The organism is Aquibium sp. A9E412 (assembly GCF_030398335.1).
Classification (GTDB): Bacteria; Pseudomonadota; Alphaproteobacteria; order Rhizobiales; family Rhizobiaceae; genus A9E412.
In genome coordinates this window covers 93,058-113,111 of record NZ_JAOAOP010000004.1, presented here as the reverse complement: position 1 = coordinate 113,111, position 20,054 = coordinate 93,058, and the positions used below count along the sequence as shown (strand labels likewise).

The window sequence follows — 20,054 nt, the reverse complement described above, 5'->3', positions numbered from 1 at the left end:
CCGGAGCGGCCTCGGCGCGGGCGCGGATCGTCGTGTCGTCGTTCAACGGCTGCATCCCATGGCGGCTGACAATTCCTGCTTGGCCAATCGTTCGGCGAAAGTGTAGCCTTGTTGCCTCCCCGCCCGCAAAGCTCCACAAGAGACCGCCGAAACCGCCGCCGCGAAGGAACGCAACGCGCCATGTCATCCACAGAAACCAGCCGTCCGGGACCCTCCGTCAGCCCGCAGGAGGCGCTCGATTTCCACGCCATGGGCCGTCCCGGCAAGCTGGAGATCAACCCGACCAAGGCGATGGCCACGCAGCGCGACCTGTCGCTCGCCTATTCGCCGGGCGTCGCGGTGCCGGTGCAGGCGATCGCCGACGACCCGAGCCGCGCCTTCGACTACACGACGCGCGGCAACCTGGTGGCGGTGATCTCGAACGGCACGGCGATCCTCGGCATGGGCAATCTCGGCGCGCTCGCCTCCAAGCCGGTGATGGAGGGAAAGGCGGTGCTGTTCAAGCGCTTCGCCGACGTCGATTCGATCGACCTGGAGGTCGACACCGCCGACATCGACGCCTTCGTCAACTGCGTGCGCTATCTCGGCCCGTCCTTCGGCGGCATCAACCTGGAGGACATCAAGGCGCCGGACTGCTTCATCATCGAGCAGCGGCTGCGCGAGCTGCTCGACATTCCCGTCTTCCACGACGACCAGCACGGCACGGCGATCATCGCGGCGGCCGGGCTGATCAACGCGCTCGACCTCACCGGGCGCGACATGGCCTCGACGCGGCTGGTGTGCAACGGCGCCGGCGCGGCCGGCATCGCCTGCATCGAGCTCGTCAAGTCGATGGGCTTCACGCCGTCCAACGTGATCCTGTGCGACACCAAGGGCGTCGTCTACAAGGGCCGCGAGGAGGGCATGAACCAGTGGAAGTCGGCGCATGCGGTCGACACCGACATGCGCACCCTGGCCGACGCGCTGGAGGGCGCCGACGTCTTCTTCGGCCTGTCGGCGCGCGGCGCGCTGACCTCGGCGATGGTGCAGTCGATGGCCAAGCAGCCGATCATCTTCGCCATGGCCAATCCCGACCCGGAGATCACGCCGGAGGAGGTGGCCGAGATCCGCACCGACGCGATCATGGCGACCGGCCGGTCGGACTATCCGAACCAGGTCAACAATGTGCTCGGCTTCCCCTACATCTTCCGCGGCGCGCTCGACGTGCGCGCCACGACGATCAACGACGCCATGAAGGTGGCCGCCGCCGAGGCGCTGGCGGCGCTGGCGCGGCAGGACGTGCCGGACGACGTGGCGGCCGCCTATCAGGGCAACCGGCCGAAATACGGCCCCGCCTACATCATCCCCGTGCCGTTCGACCCGCGGCTGATCTCGGCCGTGCCGGTCGCCGTCGCCCGCGCGGCGATGGAATCGGGCGTGGCGCGGCGGCCGATCCTCGACATGGAGAAATACACCAACGAGCTGTCGGCGCGGCGCGACCCGATCGCCTCGACGCTGCAGCGCATCTACGACCGCGTGCGCCGCCAGCCCAAGCGCATCGTCTTCGCCGAGGGCGAGGAGGAGCAGGTGATGCGCGCCGCCGTCTCCTACGTCAACCAGAAGCTCGGCACCGCCATCCTGCTCGGCCGCGACGAGCAGATCCGCGAGACGGCGCGCAACGCCGGCGTCGACCTGTCGAAGCCCGGCATCGAGATCATCAATGCGCGGCTGTCGCGGCGCAACGGCATCTATGCCGACCATCTCTACGAGCGGCTGCAGCGCCGCGGCTTCCTGTTCCGCGACTGCCAGCGGCTGATCAACAACGACCGCAACCACTTCGCCGCCTGCATGGTGGCGCTGGGCGACGCCGACGGCGTGGTGACCGGCGTGACGCGCAACTACTCGACCGTGCTCGACGACGTGCGCCGGGTGATCGACGCCCGGCCCGGCCACCGGGTCATCGGCGCCTCGATCGCGCTTTGCCGCGGCCGCACGGTGATCGTCGCCGACACCGCGGTGCACGACATGCCGACCTCGGAGGAGATCGCCGACATCGCCGAGGAGGCGGCCGGCATGGCGCGCCGCATGGGCTACGAGCCGCGCGTGGCGCTGCTCGCCTACTCGACCTTCGGCCACCCGCCCGGCGAGCGCTCCGAGCGCGTGCAGGAGGCGGTCAAGATCCTCGACCGGCGGCGCGTCGACTTCGAGTATGACGGCGAGATGGCCGCCGACGTGGCGCTCAACCCGCGGCTGATGCAGCAATATCCCTTCTGCCGCCTGTCGGGGCCGGCCAACGTGCTGGTCATGCCGGCCTTCCACTCCGCCTCGATCTCGACCAAGATGCTGCAGGAGCTGGGCGGCTCGACGGTGATCGGCCCGCTGCTCGTCGGCCTCAACAAGCCGGTGCAGATCGTCTCGCTCAACGCCAAGGATTCCGACATCGTCAACATGGCGGCGATCGCCGCCTACAACGCCGGGCGCTGAGCCGGCCGCGGCCCGCGTCCCCGCGCCGGCCGCCGCAACCAAGGTTTCACCGCGCCGCGCAAAGCGCGTATGCTGGAGGCGGGCGGCGGCCGGTGCGGCGGGAACATTCCCCGCGGCTTGCGAATTGCGAGGCTGAAGCCCGAGACGCGGTCGAACCGGAGCCTGATGTGCTGATTGCGGCGAGCCTGCTGACGACCCTGCTGGCGGTGGCAACGGTGCTGCCCTACGTGCCCGCCGCGCACGGCCTGGTGCGCATCGGCGACTTTCCGCGCCAGCAGATCCTGGCGCTGGCGGCCGCACTCCTCGTCGCCACGGTCTTCGTCGGCGACGGCGGCGCGGCATGGCGCGCCGTGCAGGCGGTGCTCGTCGCCATGTGCGTGGCCCAGACGGTGCATATCCTCCCCTTCACGCCGCTGTGGCGCAAGCGCTCGGCGCGCTACGTGCCCGGCCGCGACGAGGGCGAGCCGTTCCGGCTGATGGCCTGCAACGTCAAGATGTCGAACCGGCGCTACGGCCTGCTCGCCGGGCTGGTCGAGCAGCACGAGCCGGACATCCTCATCCTGATGGAGGTCGACCGGCCATGGGTCGAGGGGCTGGCCGAGACGCTGGCGCGCTATCCGCAGATCGTCTCGCAGCCGCAGGACAACAGCTACGGCCTGCTGGTCGCCTCGCGCTTCCCGCTCGAGGACACGCAGGTGCGCCACGTGCTCACCGAGGGCGTGCCGTCGATCCTCGCCACCGTCGTGCTGCCGGAAGGACGCCGCTTCCGGCTCTACGCCATCCATCCCGAGCCGCCGGTGCCGCACGCCACCACCGCCGGGCGCGACGGCGAGACGGCGCTGGTGGCGCTGGAGACGCGCCGCGAGACGCTGCCGGTGCTGGTTGCCGGCGACCTCAACGACGTCGCCTGGTCGCGCACCACCGAGCGCTTCCGCCGGCTGAGCCGGCTGCTCGACCCGCGCATCGGCCGCAAGGTGTTCTCCACCTTCGACGCGCGCTACCCCCTGGTGCGCTGGCCGCTCGACCACCTGTTCCACTCGGCGCATTTCCGGCTCGCCGGCATGCACCGGCTGCCGGCCTGCGGCTCCGACCACTTTCCCGTGCTGTTCGAGCTGGCGCTGTGCGAGGACGGACGGGCGCTCAGCCGGCCGGAGGCGGCCGACCGCTCGGACCTCGCCGAGGCGCGCGACCGCATCGCCCGGGCGCGCGCCCGGGACGAGGAGCCGATCGGCACCGACTGGGAAGACTGACGGCGGGCCGGGCGGCGGCCGGGCCGCGCCGGCTCAGGAATGGGCGAAGATGTCCTCGCTCTCCCAGCCCATCAGGTCGAGCCGGGCGCGCGTCGGCAGGAAGGCGAAGCACGCCTCGGCCTCGCGTGTGCGGCCCTCGCGCGCCAGCCGGCCGACCAGCGCCTCGTGCAGCCGGTGCAGGTAGAGCACGTCGGAGGCGGCGTAGTCGCGCTGCTCCTGGCTCAGCGTCTCGGCCGCCCAGTCGGACGACTGCTGCGCCTTGGACAGGCCGACGCCGATCAGCTCGGCGCACAGATCCTTCAGCCCGTGCCGGTCGGTGTAGGTGCGCGTCAGCCGCGAGGCGATCTTGGTGCAGAACACCGGCTCGGCCATCGCGCCGAAGGCGTTCTCCAGGACGGCGAGATCGAAGCGCGCGAAATGGAACAGCTTGACGATCGACGGATCGCGCAGGAGCCGCACCAGGTTCGGCGCCTCGCTCTGGCCCGGCGCGATCTGCACCAGGTCGGCGGTGCCGTCGCCGGGCGAGAGCTGGACCACGCACAGCCGGTCGCGGTGCGGCTTCAGGCCCAGCGTCTCGGTGTCGATGGCGACCGCGCCGACGCGGTAGCGCTCGAGATCGGGCAGGTCGTGCTTGTGCAGCCGGATGCTCATCGCCGACGGTCCTCAGCCGGCCAGCGCAGCGAGAATGCGCGCCCAGGACCGCTGGCCGTGCTGGAACGAGCTCAGGTCGTACTTCTCGTTCGGCGAGTGCACGCGGTCGTCGCCGAGCGCGAAGCCGACGAGCAGCGATTCCATGCCGAGCATGGAGCGGAAGCTGCCGACGATGGGGATCGAGCCGCCCATGGCGATGGTCAGCGCCGGCTTCGGCCACTCGTCGCTCAGCGCGGCCTGCGCCTTTTCCACCAGCGGCGAATCGTAGGTAAGCTGGATCGCCGGCGCGCCGCCATGCGGCGCGAACCCGACCGAGCAGTCGGCCGGAATGCGGGCGCGCACGAAATCGCGGAAGGCGGCGCGGACGGCGTCGGGATCCTGCTCGTGCACCAGGCGGAACGACACCTTGGCCGAGGCCTCGGCCGGAATCACCGTCTTGAAGCCGTCACCGGTGTAGCCGCCGACGATGCCGTTGACCTCGGCCGTCGGCCGCGCCCAGATCAGCTCGAGCACCGAGCGGTCCTGCTCGCCGGAGGGCACCGACAGGCCGATCGGCGCGAGGAAGCTCTCCGCCGTCTCGCCGAGCCCGGCCCACATCTCCAGCACCTCCGGCGGCGTCTCGGCCACGCCCTCGTAGAAGCCGGGGATCGTCACCCGCCCGGCCTCGTCGTGCAGCTCGGCCAGGACCCGGGCCAGGATGCGGATCGGATTGGCGGCCGCACCGCCGAACATGCCCGAATGCAGGTCGCGGTCGGCGGCGCGCACCGTCACCTCCTCGCCGACCAGGCCGCGCAGGCCGACGCACACGGCCGGCGTCTCGCGGTCCCACATGGCGGTGTCGCAGACCAGCGCCACGTCGGCCTTGAGCTCGGCGGCATTGGCCTCGAGGAAGGGCTTGAGCGACGGCGAGCCGGACTCCTCCTCGCCCTCGAGCAGCACGGTCACCCGGCACGGCAGCCGCCCGTGCACGGCCTTGTAGGCGCGGCAGGCCTCGAGAAAGGTCATCAGCTGGCCCTTGTCGTCGGAAGCGCCGCGCGCGCGGATCACCTTGCGGCCGGGCTCGAGCTCGACCAGCGCCGGCGCGAACGGGTCGCTCTCCCACAGCGCCAGCGGGTCGACCGGCTGCACGTCGTAATGGCCGTAGAACAGCACGTGCGGACCCTCGCCGTCGTGGTGGGCGACGACCATCGGATGGCCGGCGGTCTCGCGCACCGAGGCCTCGAAGCCGATCGCCGACAGATCGTCGACCAGCCATTCGGCGGCGCGCCGGCACTCCGCCTTGAAGGCGGGGTCGGTCGAGATCGACGGGATGCGCAGCAGCGCGAAGAGACGGTCGAGGCTGTCGTCGAGCGACTGGTCGAGACGGTCGAGGACGGGAGCGAGCTCAGGCATGGGGCACCCTTGTGACGTGATGCGGAACGGCGACAGGCGCGGCGGTGCGCCGTCGTCTCGTAGCGGCCGGGCCGGGCCGACGCAAGCCGCCGGCCGCGCGGCGGGCGGCGCAACGCAAAAGGGGCCCGGACGGGCCCCTCGCGATGCGGCTTCGACGAACGATCACCAGTAGGGGCAGTCGTTGTCGGTCATGTAGTCGTGCACCTCGATCTTGCCGTCGACGATGTCGGCCTTGGCCTGCTCGACGGCCGCCTTCATCTCGTCGGTGATCAGGCTCTCGTTATGCTCGTCGAGCGCGTAGCCGACGCCGTCCTCGGCGAGGCCGAGATTGTTGACGCCGTAGGAGAAGGCGTCGTTGCGGGCGTCGGCGAAGGCGTCGTAGACGGCGACGTCGACGCGCTTGATCATCGAGGTCAGCACGCTGCCGGGATGCAGGTAGTTCTGGTTGGAATCGACGCCGATGCCGAGCTTGCCGGCGTCCGCCGCCGCCTGCAGCACGCCGACGCCGGTGCCGCCGGCGGCGTGGTAGACCACGTCGGCGCCCTGGTCGATCTGCGAGCGGGTGATCTCGCCGCCCTTGGTCGGGTCGTTCCAGGCCGCCGGCGTGTCGCCGGTGTAGTTGCGGATCACCGTGGCGTCGGCATTGGTCGCCTTGACGCCGCCGACATAGCCGCACTCGAACTTGCCGATCAGCGGGATCTCCATGCCGCCGACGAAGCCGAGCGTGCCGGTCTCGGAGGCCATCGCGCCGAGCACGCCGACCAGGTAGGAGCCCTCCTGCTCCTTGAAGACGACCGAGCGCACGTTGGGCTTGTCGACGACGATGTCGATGATGGCGAAGTCGGTGTCGGGGAACTCGTCGGCCACCTTCTCGAGCGCCGCGGCCCAGGAGAAGCCGGCCATGACGATCGGATTGCGGCCGTCCTCGGCGAAGCGGCGCAGTGCCTGCTCGCGCTGCGCGTCATTGGAGATCTCGAAATCGACGTAGTCGATGCCGGTCTCCTGCTTGAACTGCTCGGCGCCGTTGTAGGCCGCCTCGTTGAACGACTTGTCGAACTTGCCGCCCAGATCGTAGATGATCGCCGGCTGCACCTCGGCGGCGTAGGCGGCCGCGGTCATGGCGGTTGCGGCCATCAGGCCCAGGACAATACGCTTCATGTGCTCCACACCCTGTCGGTTTTCGTTACAGTGCACGCCACCCTGCCGCCGCCGGCCCGGCCGGCCGCGAACCCGGTCGCTGGCGAAAGCTCCCATCTCCCGCCGGAACCGGCACTGTGGCACGGGGCCGGGCAAATTTCACCTGGAAATTTGACCTTTTGGAAAAGGCCTCAGGGGGCCGCCGCGCCCGCCGCGCGCGGCACCGGACAGGCGACCCCCGTGCCCTTCAGGCCGCAGTAGCCGTAGGGATTCTTGGCGAGATACTGCTGGTGCTCGGCCTCGGCATAGTAGAAGGCGGGCGCCGGCGCGATCTCGGTGGTGATGCGGCTCAGCCCGGCATGCCCGAGCGCGGCGCCATAGGCCGTGCGCGAGGCCTCGGCGGCGGCGCGCTGCGCCTCGGTCGTGGTGTAGACGACCGAGCGGTAGGTGGTGCCGACATCGTTGCCCTGACGCATGCCCTGGGTCGGGTCGTGGCTCTCCCAGAACAGCCGCAGCAGATCCTCGAAGGCGACCTGCCGCGGGTCGTAGACGACGAGCACCACCTCGGCGTGGCCGGTCAGGCCGGTGGTCGTCTCCTGGTAGGTCGGGTTGGGCGTGTGGCCGCCGGCATAGCCGACCGCGGTGACGTGGACGCCCTCGGTCTGCCAGAACAGCCGCTCGGCGCCCCAGAAGCAGCCCATGCCGAACAGCGCCGTCTCCAGGCCTTCCGGGAAGGGCGGCTTGAGCGGCCGGCCGCTGACGTGGTGCGTGGCCGCCGTGGCGATCGGCTCGGCCCGGCCGGGCAGCGCCTCGGCCGCGCTCGGCAGCTTGAGCTTCTTGTTCAGCATGTCGCTCAGAAAGAACATGGGCCAATCCTCCGGTGGCGGGTTGCCGGCGCTTTAAGCGCACGCTGCGGCACGCCGGCGAGGCCCGGCCTCGCCGCGCCCGGGCCGGCCGGACAAGCCGGCATGGCCCGCGACGGCCGCGCAGCACCTTGTCACGGTCTAGCGCCGCGCCGCGATGCGCCGCCGGCGCCGCTCGGGCCGGCGGCCGACCGCATAGAGCAGCAGCGCCAGCCCGGCGAAGACGACGAACCCCGGCGCCGCCAGCACGGCGGTCGCCGCCGGATCCCACAGCACGCCGGGAAGATAGGCCGCGCCGCGGGCGCGGGCAAGGTCGAGGCTGTCGGGCGCGACCGCCGCCCAGCTCTCGGCGAGCGGCGTCAGCACCCAGGCCGAGGCGGCGATCGAGCGGGTGGCGTCGATCACCGCCAGCACGACGGCGACGGCGAGCGCCACGAGGGCGGCGAGGCGGAAGACGAAGCGGATCATGCGGGCCCCTGCGCGATGCCGGCCCCTGGGGCCGCTGCGCCTCATCTAGACCAAGTCGCGGCCGAGGGGAATCTCCCTGCGCGGCGCGGCCGGGCGGCGCCGCCGGAACCGCACGGCCGGGCGGCGCAGGCGCAGCCCCGGAGCCGACCGCGGCGCCGATCAAAAAGCGCGCCCGGCGCTTCACATCGCCGGCCAATTCGACTAGATGAGCCCGGCGCGCGGCTTGCCCGCGCGCCTGCGGAGAGGTGGCCGAGTGGTTTAAGGCGCACGCCTGGAACGCGTGTATACGGGAAACCGTATCGAGGGTTCGAATCCCTCCCTCTCCGCCACTTGCCCCAGCGAAAGCGTTCTCCCGGTCCGGCTGCGGCCGGATTTTTCCGTTTTATTCGAGGGTTATGTGGGAAGGGCCGAGCACTGGCCCCTGCGCTAGGAGGCCCGAAAGCGGTCTCTCCGGGCCGATATTCTCCGGACCTCATGACTGCGTAGTTTTGGTGAATTGCCTACAACCGACTGAAATTACAATATTTTATTGGGGGCGCAGCTCCGCACTTCGACGCCGGGGGCGTTCTTGAGAAGGAACAGAAATCGAACCTCCTGCAGGGCGATTTGCGAGAACTGCCTGACCGGGAGTGATCTGATTACAAAAAGACAAGCATTGCGTCGCTTCCTGTCTCGCTCGGAGACTAGTGAGTGAAGACGGCGCGGTTCCTGCTGGTTCCGCAGCGAATACAAAGGGGCCGACGTGGACGACCAAGTACAACAGGAAGGACCGGAAGAGCTCCTGCGGACTGCGACGACTGCCGCTGCCCGAGGCGACCCGATCGGAATGATCGAGGCGCTAACAGCTAGCGGTTTCCTGTTCGGTTTGGTCAGGAGGTTGCAGAAACAGTGGTCCAAGTTGCCGCCAACAGAAGTTGATGACTGTGTCGCAGTGGCGGTGGACTCAGCCTTTGCGGCCGTCTCTGCCGGCCGACCGGTTCGGAACCTAGGTGGTTGGCTTTGGAAGGTTGCGTCGAATGCCGCACAGGATCGTTGGGACGCTGATTTCAGTGAGCGCGCCCGTGGCGAGTTAGAAATCGATGGGATCGCCGGGCCGGAGGTCGAGGACACGGTCCGGCGACGAGAGCGGGAAGCTCTCGACGATCATCGGCGCGCCGAAGCAATCCGCTTAGCGCGAGCGCTGTTGCCGCTTATCGGCGAGGGACAGGTCGTAGACGTCATGGAGCTCGTAATCGACGCCGCCGCGCAAGGGCTTCCCGATCTCCCCTCTGCCGAAATCGCTGAGGCTCTAGGGATCAGCGAAGGGTCGGCGCGGAAGCTGGTCTCACGCGGATTGCAGCGGATGCGACGAGAGGCAGAGCGGGCCGGGGTCGAAATGCCAGAGGATCTGCCTGAAACGCGGATGGACGAAGAAGGAGAAGACGAATGGTGACTGCAAACGAAGTCAGGGCAGACCTGGCACAACTCCTCGACCTTGCGACGGCGATGACGGGAGAATTGGGGGCGACTGTGGGCGAGATCATCCGCGAGGGCCTTGAACAGCCTTTGGATGAGCGTGCTGCGGCCGCTTTGCTTGATCGCGTGATCCGTGTGATGCGGTTCGCTGCCGAGCAACGCGGCGATGCGCGGACAGTTGCAGTTCTCGACCGCGACGCAGAAGAGCTCATGGCCCGCACGGAAGCGATCAGAACTCAGCTTGCCGGCCGGCGAGCGTCAAGCACTGATGCTGGCGAGGGCGATGAACACCCTGACGCTGTTCCTGATGAGGGGCGCCGTCTTCACCTGAGAGCGTACGATGGCATCCAGCCGCAACCAGTGAAACCTAGCCCTGTCTTTCACGAACGTCCAGTTGCCGTCGTGGAAGGCTTCGTGAGAACCCGAGACATCCGACTGTGGGACGCGAACGAACGGCTCGACATCCACCTCAACCAGTTTCAGCAGAAATATGCGCGGCCGCCGAGCCCGGACGAACTCCTCGCGATCATGCAGGGCGAACTGCCCCTGCCGGGCATCGAAGGTTCAGACCAGTTCGCGATCCGGTCGCTCGCCAAGAGCATTGCGGTGAATGGTGTCCGGAAACCACCGATCATCGACATCGATGGTACCCTGCTCGATGGCAACCGCCGTGTGACGGCCTGCTACTACATCCTGAATAGCGAAGAGCAGGAGTTCACGGCTGAGGAACGGCAGCGGGCCGAATGGATTAAGGTTTGGCAGCTGACGGACCACGCAACGGACCAAGAGCGCGAGGCAGTCATCGTCTCCCTCAACTTCGAGCCTGACTTCAAGCAAGACTGGCCGGAATATGTGAAGGCCCAGAAGGTCTATGAACACTATGAGACGTTGGTAACGCTCGAGCCACGGGCCAACCCGACTGCCGCGCGTTTGGCTGATATCCGGCGGGAGATCGCGCGGAAATTCGCACTCTCGATGAACGAAGTCACGCGCTATATCAACATGGTGAAGATCGCCCGTGAGTTCGAGGAATATCACGTTGTTGATCGCTCCAAGGATCAGTATGCGACCAAGCACCGCGCGTCGGACAAGTTCCAGTACTTCGACGAACTCAACAAAGGCAAAAGCGCCGGCGGCGTGAACTGGTCCCTCAATCAGGACGACAGCTTCAAACACTTGGTCTTTGACCTCCTGTTCGACAACAAGTTCACGAACTGGCGTCAGATCAGGGATCTGAAATACGTCGCGCAGAATGAAGACGCACTAGAGGTTCTGCGGAAGGCTCGCGACGAGAGTGACGTCGAAGTCGCTCAGGAGGGCGTCGATGACGCGATCGGAGTGGCCCGATCCGCGCGGGCAGAACAACGGCAGACAGGGGTCAACCCGAGAATCAGAACGTTCACAGAGTGGTTTCTGAACCTGCCTGTCAAAGTATTCGATCCGGCCGAACCTGGGGCTGTCAAAGAAGAGAACCTCCGAGGTCTTGCAGACGCGCTGCGTCTGGTAGAACGCTATCTGGATCCGGACATGACGGAGGCAGGCGACGATGCTGCGTGAATGCCGTCTGCAGCGCGTCGAAGTGCGTGTACCCGAGTCGTTGGACGCGCTCTTCCTCGTCCCTGCGCCGGGCGAAGCACTGACGCTCCTGAAGCTGGTTCGAAGCCGCCTCGGTGCGCAGGGTCAGACGGTGACCCGCTCCACGGAAGGTCTCCGCGTGCCAATGTCGGCTATCCCCTCACTCGGGCAGCTCGAGGACGCAGTCGAGCTGCACTGGACCCCAGAGGCGCAACGGTATGTGGAGAACCGCTTGCTGATAGGAGCCCATCATGCCGAAGTCTTCGCGCGGCTGCGGGAGATCAAGGCAGGCGGCGCGGATCTCGCCACGCGACTGATCGCCGATAGTGATGGACTCGGGGTGCTCGACCGGCATCAAATGGTCAATGTCGCCGCCATGACCCTTCCACGGAGCCCTGGTCTCTGCGTCTTCGATGAACAGGGGGCTGGAAAGACCGTGACCTTCATCTTCGCGCTCGACCTCCTAGTCGAGCGGGATGAAGCCGACCAAGCGATCATTGTGGCACCGAAGAGTATGGTCGGGGAATGGCCCAAGGATCTGACTCGCTTCCGCGGTGACCTCTATCGCACCGTGGTGCTCAGCGGCACTGCGGCAGAGAAGAGAAGGAAGCTGGCGGAGGGCGCCGACGTGTTCGTGACAAACTTCGAGACGGCAGTCTCGATGGAGGGGGAACTGCGCGCTCTCATGCGCGCGCGACCTGGGCGGACAGTGCTGGCGATTGATGAGTCCTTCTTTATCAAGTCCATGGACGCTAAACGGACCCGGGCGCTGCGGCGGCTTCGAGAGTGGGCCGGGCGTGCCTACGTACTCTGTGGGACGCCCGCACCTAACGCGCCGGGAGACCTGGTCCAGCAGTTCAACCTCGTGGACTATGGGTTCTGCTTCGACGGCATCGACGTGCCGGACGATCGCGGTGCGGCCGCGCCAGTAATTCAAGAAGCCATAGAGGCGCGGGGATTGTTTGTCAGGCACCTGAAGGCAGAGGTCCTGCCGGAACTGCCCGCAAAGAGGTTTCAGCGCGTACTTGTCCCGATGGCCACCGATCAGGCGCGCCTGTATCGGACAACACTCGAGGGCTTGGTTCATGACGTCGAGGCCGCAGATGACGCCCAGTTCTCGCGGGAGCGAACGAGCTTCCTAGCGCGGCGGTCGGCACTTCTGCAGATCTGTTCCAACCCGGCGGCTGTTGATTCAGACTACCGGGAGACGCCGGCGAAGCTGGCGGCGCTGGATTCGCTGCTAGAGCGCATCGTGGAACGTGACCGGGAGAAGGTTGTCGTTTGGTCGTTCTACACCGCATCCGTCACTGCGATCGTCGAGCGCTACAAGGCCTATGGTGCGGTTCGGTATGACGGTCTAGTCAGCGATGTCGATGTTCGGCGAGAGGCGGTTCGGCGGTTCCAGGAAGACGACCAAACTATGGTCTTCGTCGCGAACCCCGCAGCAGCGGGAGCTGGTCTGACACTCCATCGTGCTCGGTTCGCGATCTATGAGTCGCTGTCGAACCAAGCCGCCCACTACCTCCAGAGCCTCGACAGGATCCACCGGCGCGGACAGGAGCGTGACGTGGAGTACGTCGTCATGCTTTGCGATGGTTCGCTGGAAACTGCTGAGTACGACCGACTCGTCGAGAAAGAACGCGCTGCTCAGGATCTCTTGGGGGATAGAGTGTCCGAACCAATGACCCGGGAGACATTCCTCGCAGACGTCCGACATGCAGCGGCATTGCTGGGGGCTGTGGTATGAGGCAGTCAGTTCACGACGCTAGGTATCCTTTGCGTATTCCAAGTTTGACCCACGAGGCACGTCGCGCCCACCTCCAGACGCTGGCAGATGTAGCAGGGTTCCGGATTGAGGTTCACTTTCCATCCGATGATCGCCCGGACGTCCTACGGCGCCTCGTGAATGGGCGGGCCGTCTTTCTTGGTGAGGCAAAGTACAGCGAAGGACCCTCTAACATGGCCAGCGTAGCTCGGCTGGACCGCTACCTAGGCTGGCTCCTTCCAGTACAGCAATCTGGTGGATCTGCAGTGCTTGCGGTGGCCCACTCGCCGGGCCTTGAGGCCGCATGGCGTGCGCGGCTGGTATGGTTGGCGGCGGGCCACAGAACTGACGTCAACGTCTGGAGCGCGTCACTAGCCAGAGGAATTGTTGTCAGTGTTCTTGCGCATCGCCAGTCTGTCTGTGAGGGCACGGTAGGAAGCTATGGCGCGCGCTATAGCGTGACTGAATCCTTGCCCCCGCTGACATCGACGGCAGCAGGATAAACAAGAGGTCATCGAGCAATTTATTTCAGTTACTCAGCTGCGGCAAGAGGTGCATCTTTTTCGGGATCGGGATCCCAATTGTCAGACAGACTCGCCACTGGCCCATGCGCTTCTTCCGTCGGTGCAGCCTTTTGAGCTCCTCCTCTCCGTCGACGACCGCCGTCGAGCAGAAACTGAAACTGCTCCTTGAGTTCATTGGGCACATAGTCGACAGCATCCTGACGCATCCTTGGAGCCTCACCGTACCAGTCGGAAAGCGAATTCTCGAAATCGTCTTTCCGCATGCGCGGAGGGTTCACGATCGTCGTGGGACGACGCGAAAGCTTCGCCAGAAGGTCGAGATTGAAGGATTCAAACCGACCCAAGCGTTCGGGGCGAGCGTGGCTGCGCGCGGCCTTTAGCAGAGCTCTCCCGACTGCTGCACCAAGGCCGATAGGGACCGCATTGCCGACCTGCTCATATTTTTTCCGAACGGTCCCCTCGAATACCCAATCGTCAGGAAACTGCTGGATGCGGGCGTACTCTGCGACCGTGAGCGGGCGCAGTTCTGTCGGATGGCACAAAGACGTCGCCTTGCTGTCGGGACGAGTGGTAAGCGCAGGGCTCGGACTGTCGAAAGACAGCCGACGAAAGAACCCTGACCTCCCCCCCCAAGAGTCGTGAGCGCTGCCGAGCGCCTCGCGTTGTACCTCCTTTGGGAGATCTCTCCAATTCCCTCCCTCAGGGACCAATCTCAAGTAGCGCTCCTTGGCTGGGCAGAAGCTGTAATACTCGGATGGATGATCATCGAGCCCTTCGAGGGCTTGTGCTAGTGTGCGCCATGCTGGAAGGCCATTGGTGCCATCAGCGTGATGGGAGGCGGACGGCATGCGGAGCTTCCGTCCATCGCGACTTCCGATGATCACAAGGCGTTGGCGGGTTTGCGGCACACCAAAATCGGCTGCGTTCAGGACGTCGAACACGCAATAGTAGCCGAGTTTCTTCAGGGTCTTGGCGACAACGGCGAAGGCAGATCCCAACTGCTCATCGTCAGCAAGAGGCGGGTAGCCAGGTCCGCGTTCCTTGAGTGGCCGATGTCTGACCGCAGCCGAGAGCAGTCCTCGCACGTTTTCCATCACAAAGAATGCTGGTCGCGTATCCTTGATCACCCGAACGAAGTGGCGAAACATGGTGCTTCGAGGATCATTCAGGGATTTGCGATGCCCCGCCGTACTGAAGACCTGACACGAGGGCCCTCCGACCACGGCGAAAGCCTCGCCTCGCTTCAAACCTGCCGCTGTGAGTATCTCGTCACTCGATACCTGCTCGATTGGGCGATCAATGAGTGGCAGATCTGGGCGATTGCGCCTTATCGTCGATACCGGGAACTTATTGCATTCCAAAGCCATCACGACATCTAGTCCCGCGCTTTCGAGACCGAGGTCAAGCCCCATTGCCCCACTGAACAGCGAGATGACTGGACGGGTTTTTATTCTGTTCTTAGTCATGGCGCGTCAAATCCAATTCAAACTGGCCGCGGTCTATTTCGTCAAATAGCCGCTTAAGTGCGAGCTCAATGACGTAGCGGCGTGGCAACCGAGGCGTTCGCCCGTCAGTTTCTCGATCCAGGCGTTCCGCAAGGTGTTCATCTATCGTCGTGTTGAGACGGCGTGTTTGCGACATCTTGCGGTCCATGGTTGCGCTGGCACACATGCTAGACAGACACACGCCGATACGCAACAGTGCGCATTCATGCGCAGGTCTGAGCCGCCCATCGGTGCGGACGGCGGTCGAAAGGCTGTCGCCCCTCCTCCAAACGAGATCGGTAACTTCATGTGCCGTTGTCATGGCGAAGATCCACCTTGAAGAGTCCAGGCCAATGGAAACGGCTCCAGCAGCCGCGCCAGCGTCACCTCCGGCCCCTGCTTCCCATCCAGGATCGCCTCGACGATATCGGGCGCGAGCAGTGTCAGGCGCAGAACGCGGGTCATGTAGGAGGGCGCGATGCCCTCCCGTTCGGCCAGTTCGGCGATCGTGGCGTATTCGCCCGACTCGAGCATCCGCTTCCATCGGAACCCACGGGCCAGCGCCTTGACGAGAGCGCTGTCCGTCCTGCGAGACTGCGTGGCGCCGTCAGGCAGCTGCATCTCCTTCCGCCCGCCGCGCTTCACGATGCGGAATGGCACGTGGATTGTGACCGTCTCGGGGACCGCCGTCGCACGGGTCATGCCATTGCTCCGATGCTGCCAGACAGCATCTCGCGCGCGAGCCCCCCGAGGCCGTCCATCCGGAGCCGGACCTTCAACCCGTCTGTGCCGATGTCTACGCGCTCGACCAGCAATGTCACGATGCGTGCCTGCTCCGCGGGGAAGAGTTCATCCCACAGCGGGTCGAGCTGCTGCAATGCCGCGCGGACGTCGGCCTCGGAGACGTCGTCGGCGTGGGCACGCGCCGCCTTCCAAGTCCCCGCAACAATCTCTGGCTGCCGGAACACGGCACGGAGTTGGTCGATGACCGCGGCCTCGATCTCCCCTGCTGGCACGCGGCCCACGGGGCATGACCCGGCACAGTGCTTCAGCACTGTCTGGCTGACGTAGTAGCGGTACAGCCTGTCGCCCTTGCGCGTATGGGTCGGCGAAAACGCGGCGCCGTCGGGACCGAAGAGCAGTCCTTTCAGCAGCGCGGGCGTATCGGCGCGAGTCCGGGCGGCGCGCTTGCGGGGATTTTCCTGCAAGATGGCGTGGACGCGGTCCCATGTCGCTCCGTCAATTATCGCGTCGTGCTCGCCGGGATAGCTTTCACCCTTGTGGACCGCCTCGCCGATGTAGGCGCGGTTGCTGAGCATGCGGTAGATGTATTTCTTGTCGACCCGGTTGCCGCGCGTCGTCCGGAGACCCCGGGTGCCGACCTCCCGCGCCAGTTCCGTGCAGGACCCGATCTCGAGGAAGCGGGCGAAGATCCAGCGCACATGCGCAGCGGATTCATCGTCGACGACCAGCTTCCGGCTCTCGACCCGATAGCCGTAGGGCGGCACCCCGCCCATCCACATGCCCTTCTTCCGACTGGCGGCGACCTTGTCGCGGATGCGTTCAGCCGTCACCTCGCGTTCGAACTGGGCGAAGCTGAGCAGGATGTTCAGCGTCAGCCGGCCCATCGACGTGGTCGTGTTGAAGGACTGCGTGACAGAGACGAACGTCACGCCGTTCCGGTCGAAGACCTCGACCAGCTTGGCGAAGTCGCCGAGCGAGCGCGACAGGCGGTCGATCTTGTAGACCACGACCACATCGACCAGTCCGTCCTCAATGTCGGCCATCAACCGTTTAAGGCCGGGGCGTTCCAGCGTCCCGCCCGAGATGCCGCCGTCGTCATACTGATCGCGAACCAGCACCCAGCCTTCGGACCGCTGGCTGGCGATGAATGCCTCGCAGGCCTCGCGCTGGGCGTGGAGGCTGTTGAACTCCTGCTCCAGCCCTTCCTCGGAGGATTTCCGAGTGTAGACGGCACACCGCAGCTTGCGGACAACCTTCGACTTTTCGGGCGGTTTCGTCATGCCCGCCCCCTGTGGTTCTTGAGGCCGAAGAACACCCAGCCATTCCAGCGCGTGCCGGTGATCGCTCGCGCGATGGCGGACAGCGACTTGTACGGCCGACCTTGCCATTCGAAGCCATCGGCAGTGACGGTGACGATCTGCTCGACGCCCTGCCACTCGCGCAGCAGACGCGTGCCGGTGATCGGGCGATCGCGGTCGGCGCGGATGCTCCGTTTCGTCCGGTCGCCGCCGTCCAGTTCCTCGCCGAGCCGTTCGAAGCGCCGGATCGTCTCGGGCTTCAGACCACCATAGGCGAGTTCCTGGATTCGGTAGGCCAGGCGGGACTCGAGGTAGCGGCGGTTGAACGATGGCGGCTCGCTGTCGAACAGGTCGCGCCACTGTTGCTTTAGGTCGGGCGTCGGCGTGGTCTTCAGCGCGGCCAGGCGCGCGGGGATGGGGTCGGGCTTGTTCATGCATCTCTCCGGTGAGTTGGAGTTGCATGACGGCATTGGTCGGGCGGATAGTGTAGGCAACGTTCTCCAGTATCGTCAGATACTTCGCGCCCATCCCGCATCCGCAACCGAACCAGCCCGAGCGCCAGCAGTCCGCACAGCTCGGCGCGACGCTCTGCGGGCGTCATCTGGTCGGGCGGGAGCGGATTGGGGCGTTTCATGCGGGCCTCGGCGCGGTGGTCTCCTCGGGCCTCTACTCACCGTGATCGCGAACCGTCCCACGGCCGCTGGAAGTGCACGGACCGCGCCCATCCGGACTCGACTCAGGGTTGTTTGGAATGATAGAACATAGAGGGAACAATCAAGCTTGAAAGAAAAGGGATTCCGTTGGGCTCCGACATCAAGAAATTCGTCAATCCGAAGTTTCTCAACAGCATCGATGTCGTGCTCATGCGCGATCTCTTCGCGCGCCATTTCAAGGAAGAGAAGCTTCCCCTCGCATTCGACGGTGACATTGCCGAAGTTCGCAAACAGATGGCGGAGTATTTCTCGACGCCGATCACCGACTGGTCGGAAGGGCTGATCGCGGATCTGCATCGGGTCGCCGAACTCGGAACGGGCGAAGGGATGCAGCTCATCCTGAACGAAGCGCGCCGCCGCAGCGTGATCCTCTATCCCGCGCCCGACGCGGAAGATGCCGGTTCCGCGCCGGTGAAGCACGAGGCCAAGCATGTGGCGCTGCACGCCTACCTGCATCATCATCAGATCTTCGAGGCTGCGGCCGATTTCCAGGCGCTTAGGGCGCCGACCGCAATGGCGGAATTTCGCGGCCCGGAGCGCGATGTCGGGGCCGATCTGACGGAGGAAGCGTCGGCGGCATTCAAGGCCGCCATCGTCAAGCTGTTCGCGCAGGATCTGCAGGGCGATTACTGCCGTCTCGGCCCGTACGAGGAAGATGGCGAAATCAACCTCGTCGTCAGCCATGGCGCGCCGGTCACGACCACGCCGGTCGTGGCCGGCGACCGCGAACAGATCATCACCCTGCGCGCGGTGAAATATGCGGCGCTGCGCTACGCACCGAACGAAGGGCTCCTGCGCATCGGCGGCGTGCCAAGGGCGCAGCAGGCCGAAGTGGCGGCGATCTTCGCCGAACACATCCTCGGGCGACCCGGTTTCTTCGCCGGCAAGGACGCGCGCGATCTCTACACCCTCGATCCCATCACGGCTTTCGGCCCGGACTTCGCATTCCAGCATGCGTTCGACGAGAGGATCCTCGAGGTTCGGATCGTGGCGGCAGCGGCCGATTTCTTCGCCGAGGACGAGGATGGCGCATGGCGCTATGTGCGCAGCTGGGAGTCGAAAGACGCATCCGGTGCAGCGCTTCGGCATTTCAAGGCCAGCGAGGTGCGTTTCGGCCGCGGGTGGCGTCTGGGAGAAATCACGTTCCGGGTGTTTTTCAAGAGCGATGCAAAACAGCCCGCCAAGGTGACCGTGCGTTTGAAGCCGCCCGGCACGCTCGCCTTCCGTCGAACCCGGTTCGAAAAGGCGATCCACGCGCTGGTCGCGCGCAACGGGCTCGAGAAGGATCGCGATGCTGATCTGGTTGTGGAAGCGGCTGAGTAACGGCGGGGCGGAGGCGAGTGTCTCCGGCCGGGCGCTGCGCCGCTTCCCTGAGCGGGAGATCGAAAGTCTGCTTCGGGCGCGGGTTCTGATAGAGCAGCGGAAGGCCGACAACTGGTCCGTGTGCGTGCATTGCGACTGCGGGCTCGATGCACGCCCGATCCGCGCCGTAGGAGATCAGTTCCTCGCCTGCTGTCCGCGCGACGTCGCGGCGGACGAGGTGCTGGAGCCGGACGACCTCCGCCGGTTTTGGATCGACGCCGACAAGCTGATCTCGGCCATTGCAGCATCCGGCGGATTGCCGGCGGCGGCCACCGTCGTCGCGGACGGTCTTTGGTTGCTGGGACGGCTGCCGACGGGTATCTGCGTGTTTCTCTGCCGCGACACGCATGTGCTGATGGCGCCTGCTACAGTTCTCGCGACCAGGATGGCCGCCGGATCGGCACCTATCACCGTCATCACCATCGACCTTGACCCGACAACCGAACTGCACTTGCGAGCGGCCGGTATCGAAGCCCGCTCGTTTGCCGAATGCGTCCAGGTGGACGATCGCGGCACGGAGAAAATCGCGTTTGACCGACTTTCGCCGATCGCCGTCACAGCGCCCCGCCTCGTCTTGAGCCGGAGCCGCCAGTCGGCAATGTTCGACGGACGCCGCCTCGATCTCGCGCCGCAGATGTTCGCACTGATCCGGCTTTTCGCGGAACAGGCCGGGCAGCGCGACCCCGTGCTGCGCAAGGAGACCATCGACGCGCAGACCGGGCGCCCGGCGAACGAGATCGTGCGGGATCTGCGTAAGGCCTTGGTCGGCTGCGGCCTGTCGCGGGCGTCCGCCGACGCTCTGATCGTGACCGTGCGAGGCTACGGCTATCGCCTCGGCATCGCTCCCGCCGAGGTCGTCGTCGAGGACTGAGTCCTCCACACACTTTCCGCACACAACAAGCACACGCCA

General features: G+C 65.9%; 16 protein-coding genes and 1 tRNA gene. 8 read left to right on the top strand and 9 right to left on the bottom strand.

All coding sequences use genetic code 11. The annotated features are described in order from the left end of the window. Positions 1–180: 180 nt before the first annotated feature. Both N1F89_RS03615 and N1F89_RS03610 read left to right on the top strand, forming a co-directional pair. Positions 181–2,463, top strand: a complete 2,283-nt coding sequence (locus N1F89_RS03615; RefSeq protein ID WP_290081531.1) for an NADP-dependent malic enzyme — start codon at positions 181–183, stop codon at positions 2,461–2,463. A gap of 167 nt (positions 2,464–2,630) precedes the next feature. After that, on the top strand, positions 2,631–3,713 hold the full coding sequence (locus N1F89_RS03610) for an endonuclease/exonuclease/phosphatase family protein (RefSeq protein WP_290081530.1): 1,083 nt from the start codon (positions 2,631–2,633) through the stop codon (positions 3,711–3,713). Positions 3,714–3,746: 33 nt separating this feature from the next. On the opposite strand, the gene N1F89_RS03605 is transcribed toward N1F89_RS03610, so the two are convergent. From N1F89_RS03605 to N1F89_RS03585, 5 genes are all read right to left on the bottom strand, one after another. Continuing rightward, positions 3,747–4,364, bottom strand: a complete 618-nt coding sequence (locus N1F89_RS03605) for a ribonuclease D (protein WP_290081528.1) — start codon at positions 4,362–4,364, stop codon at positions 3,747–3,749. 12 nt (positions 4,365–4,376) lie between these two features. Next, entirely contained in the window at positions 4,377–5,756 is a 1,380-nt protein-coding gene (locus tag N1F89_RS03600) for a M20/M25/M40 family metallo-hydrolase (RefSeq protein WP_290081527.1), read from the bottom strand. A gap of 162 nt (positions 5,757–5,918) precedes the next feature. Beyond that, positions 5,919–6,914, bottom strand: coding sequence for a BMP family ABC transporter substrate-binding protein (locus tag N1F89_RS03595; RefSeq protein ID WP_290081525.1), 996 nt, complete (start codon positions 6,912–6,914; stop codon positions 5,919–5,921). 170 nt (positions 6,915–7,084) lie between these two features. Next, positions 7,085–7,759 (bottom strand): peptide-methionine (S)-S-oxide reductase MsrA, encoded by a 675-nt coding sequence (gene msrA / locus N1F89_RS03590; RefSeq protein WP_290081523.1) that lies wholly within the window; start codon positions 7,757–7,759, stop codon positions 7,085–7,087. 138 nt (positions 7,760–7,897) lie between these two features. Continuing rightward, positions 7,898–8,224: a hypothetical protein gene (locus N1F89_RS03585; RefSeq protein ID WP_290081521.1), complete on the bottom strand. Its 327-nt coding sequence runs from the start codon at positions 8,222–8,224 to the stop codon at positions 7,898–7,900. 239 nt (positions 8,225–8,463) lie between these two features. Between N1F89_RS03585 and N1F89_RS03580 the strand changes: the two genes are divergently transcribed. The 4 genes from N1F89_RS03580 to N1F89_RS03565 all read left to right on the top strand — a co-directional run bounded on the left by N1F89_RS03580 (position 8,464) and on the right by N1F89_RS03565 (position 13,001). Further along, a tRNA-Ser gene (locus N1F89_RS03580) sits at positions 8,464–8,553 on the top strand. A 413-nt stretch (positions 8,554–8,966) separates the two neighbouring features. Next, positions 8,967–9,656 (top strand): sigma-70 family RNA polymerase sigma factor, encoded by a 690-nt coding sequence (locus tag N1F89_RS03575; protein WP_290081520.1) that lies wholly within the window; start codon positions 8,967–8,969, stop codon positions 9,654–9,656. Beyond that, complete coding sequence (locus tag N1F89_RS03570; protein WP_290081519.1) at positions 9,650–11,236, top strand: hypothetical protein; 1,587 nt, start codon at positions 9,650–9,652, stop codon at positions 11,234–11,236. Before N1F89_RS03575 ends, N1F89_RS03570 begins: the two co-directional genes overlap by 7 nt. Then, positions 11,226–13,001, top strand: coding sequence for a DEAD/DEAH box helicase (locus N1F89_RS03565; RefSeq protein WP_290081517.1), 1,776 nt, complete (start codon positions 11,226–11,228; stop codon positions 12,999–13,001). The genes N1F89_RS03570 and N1F89_RS03565 overlap by 11 nt, the downstream gene beginning before the upstream one ends. A gap of 550 nt (positions 13,002–13,551) precedes the next feature. On the opposite strand, the gene N1F89_RS03560 is transcribed toward N1F89_RS03565, so the two are convergent. The 4 genes from N1F89_RS03560 to N1F89_RS03545 form a co-directional block, all read right to left on the bottom strand. Then, positions 13,552–15,009 (bottom strand): DNA cytosine methyltransferase, encoded by a 1,458-nt coding sequence (locus N1F89_RS03560; protein WP_290081516.1) that lies wholly within the window; start codon positions 15,007–15,009, stop codon positions 13,552–13,554. Positions 15,010–15,345: 336 nt separating this feature from the next. Then, a complete protein-coding gene (locus tag N1F89_RS03555) occupies positions 15,346–15,729 on the bottom strand; it encodes a hypothetical protein (RefSeq protein ID WP_290081515.1) in 384 nt (127 codons plus the stop codon). Then, positions 15,726–17,051, bottom strand: a complete 1,326-nt coding sequence (locus tag N1F89_RS03550; protein ID WP_290081514.1) for a recombinase family protein — start codon at positions 17,049–17,051, stop codon at positions 15,726–15,728. The genes N1F89_RS03555 and N1F89_RS03550 overlap by 4 nt, the downstream gene beginning before the upstream one ends. Beyond that, on the bottom strand, positions 17,048–17,503 hold the full coding sequence (locus N1F89_RS03545; protein WP_290081512.1) for a DUF2924 domain-containing protein: 456 nt from the start codon (positions 17,501–17,503) through the stop codon (positions 17,048–17,050). The genes N1F89_RS03550 and N1F89_RS03545 overlap by 4 nt, the downstream gene beginning before the upstream one ends. Positions 17,504–17,869: 366 nt before the next feature. Between N1F89_RS03545 and N1F89_RS03540 the strand changes: the two genes are divergently transcribed. Together N1F89_RS03540 and N1F89_RS03535 are read left to right on the top strand one after the other, a co-directional pair. Continuing rightward, positions 17,870–19,105 carry a hypothetical protein gene (locus N1F89_RS03540; protein ID WP_290081511.1) on the top strand — a complete coding sequence of 412 codons (1,236 nt, stop codon included), beginning with the start codon at positions 17,870–17,872 and terminating at the stop codon, positions 19,103–19,105. Further along, on the top strand, positions 19,074–20,015 hold the full coding sequence (locus N1F89_RS03535; protein WP_290081509.1) for a hypothetical protein: 942 nt from the start codon (positions 19,074–19,076) through the stop codon (positions 20,013–20,015). The genes N1F89_RS03540 and N1F89_RS03535 overlap by 32 nt, the downstream gene beginning before the upstream one ends. The last annotated feature ends 39 nt before the right edge of the window (positions 20,016–20,054 follow it).

Bases quoted from the DNA above. Each gene is read 5' to 3' on its own strand.
- N1F89_RS03560 (WP_290081516.1), bottom strand. From the start codon at position 15,009: ATGACTAAGAACAGAATAAAAACCCGTCCAGTCATCTCGCTGTTCAGT.
- msrA (WP_290081523.1), bottom strand. From the start codon at position 7,759: ATGTTCTTTCTGAGCGACATGCTGAACAAGAAGCTCAAGCTGCCGAGC.
- N1F89_RS03535 (WP_290081509.1), top strand. From the start codon at position 19,074: ATGCTGATCTGGTTGTGGAAGCGGCTGAGTAACGGCGGGGCGGAGGCG.
- N1F89_RS03595 (WP_290081525.1), bottom strand. From the start codon at position 6,914: ATGAAGCGTATTGTCCTGGGCCTGATGGCCGCAACCGCCATGACCGCG.
- N1F89_RS03605 (WP_290081528.1), bottom strand. From the start codon at position 4,364: ATGAGCATCCGGCTGCACAAGCACGACCTGCCCGATCTCGAGCGCTAC.
- N1F89_RS03545 (WP_290081512.1), bottom strand. From the start codon at position 17,503: ATGAACAAGCCCGACCCCATCCCCGCGCGCCTGGCCGCGCTGAAGACC.
- N1F89_RS03615 (WP_290081531.1), top strand. From the start codon at position 181: ATGTCATCCACAGAAACCAGCCGTCCGGGACCCTCCGTCAGCCCGCAG.
- N1F89_RS03570 (WP_290081519.1), top strand. From the start codon at position 9,650: ATGGTGACTGCAAACGAAGTCAGGGCAGACCTGGCACAACTCCTCGAC.
- N1F89_RS03585 (WP_290081521.1), bottom strand. From the start codon at position 8,224: ATGATCCGCTTCGTCTTCCGCCTCGCCGCCCTCGTGGCGCTCGCCGTC.
- N1F89_RS03550 (WP_290081514.1), bottom strand. From the start codon at position 17,051: ATGACGAAACCGCCCGAAAAGTCGAAGGTTGTCCGCAAGCTGCGGTGT.
- N1F89_RS03565 (WP_290081517.1), top strand. From the start codon at position 11,226: ATGCTGCGTGAATGCCGTCTGCAGCGCGTCGAAGTGCGTGTACCCGAG.
- N1F89_RS03555 (WP_290081515.1), bottom strand. From the start codon at position 15,729: ATGACCCGTGCGACGGCGGTCCCCGAGACGGTCACAATCCACGTGCCA.
- N1F89_RS03600 (WP_290081527.1), bottom strand. From the start codon at position 5,756: ATGCCTGAGCTCGCTCCCGTCCTCGACCGTCTCGACCAGTCGCTCGAC.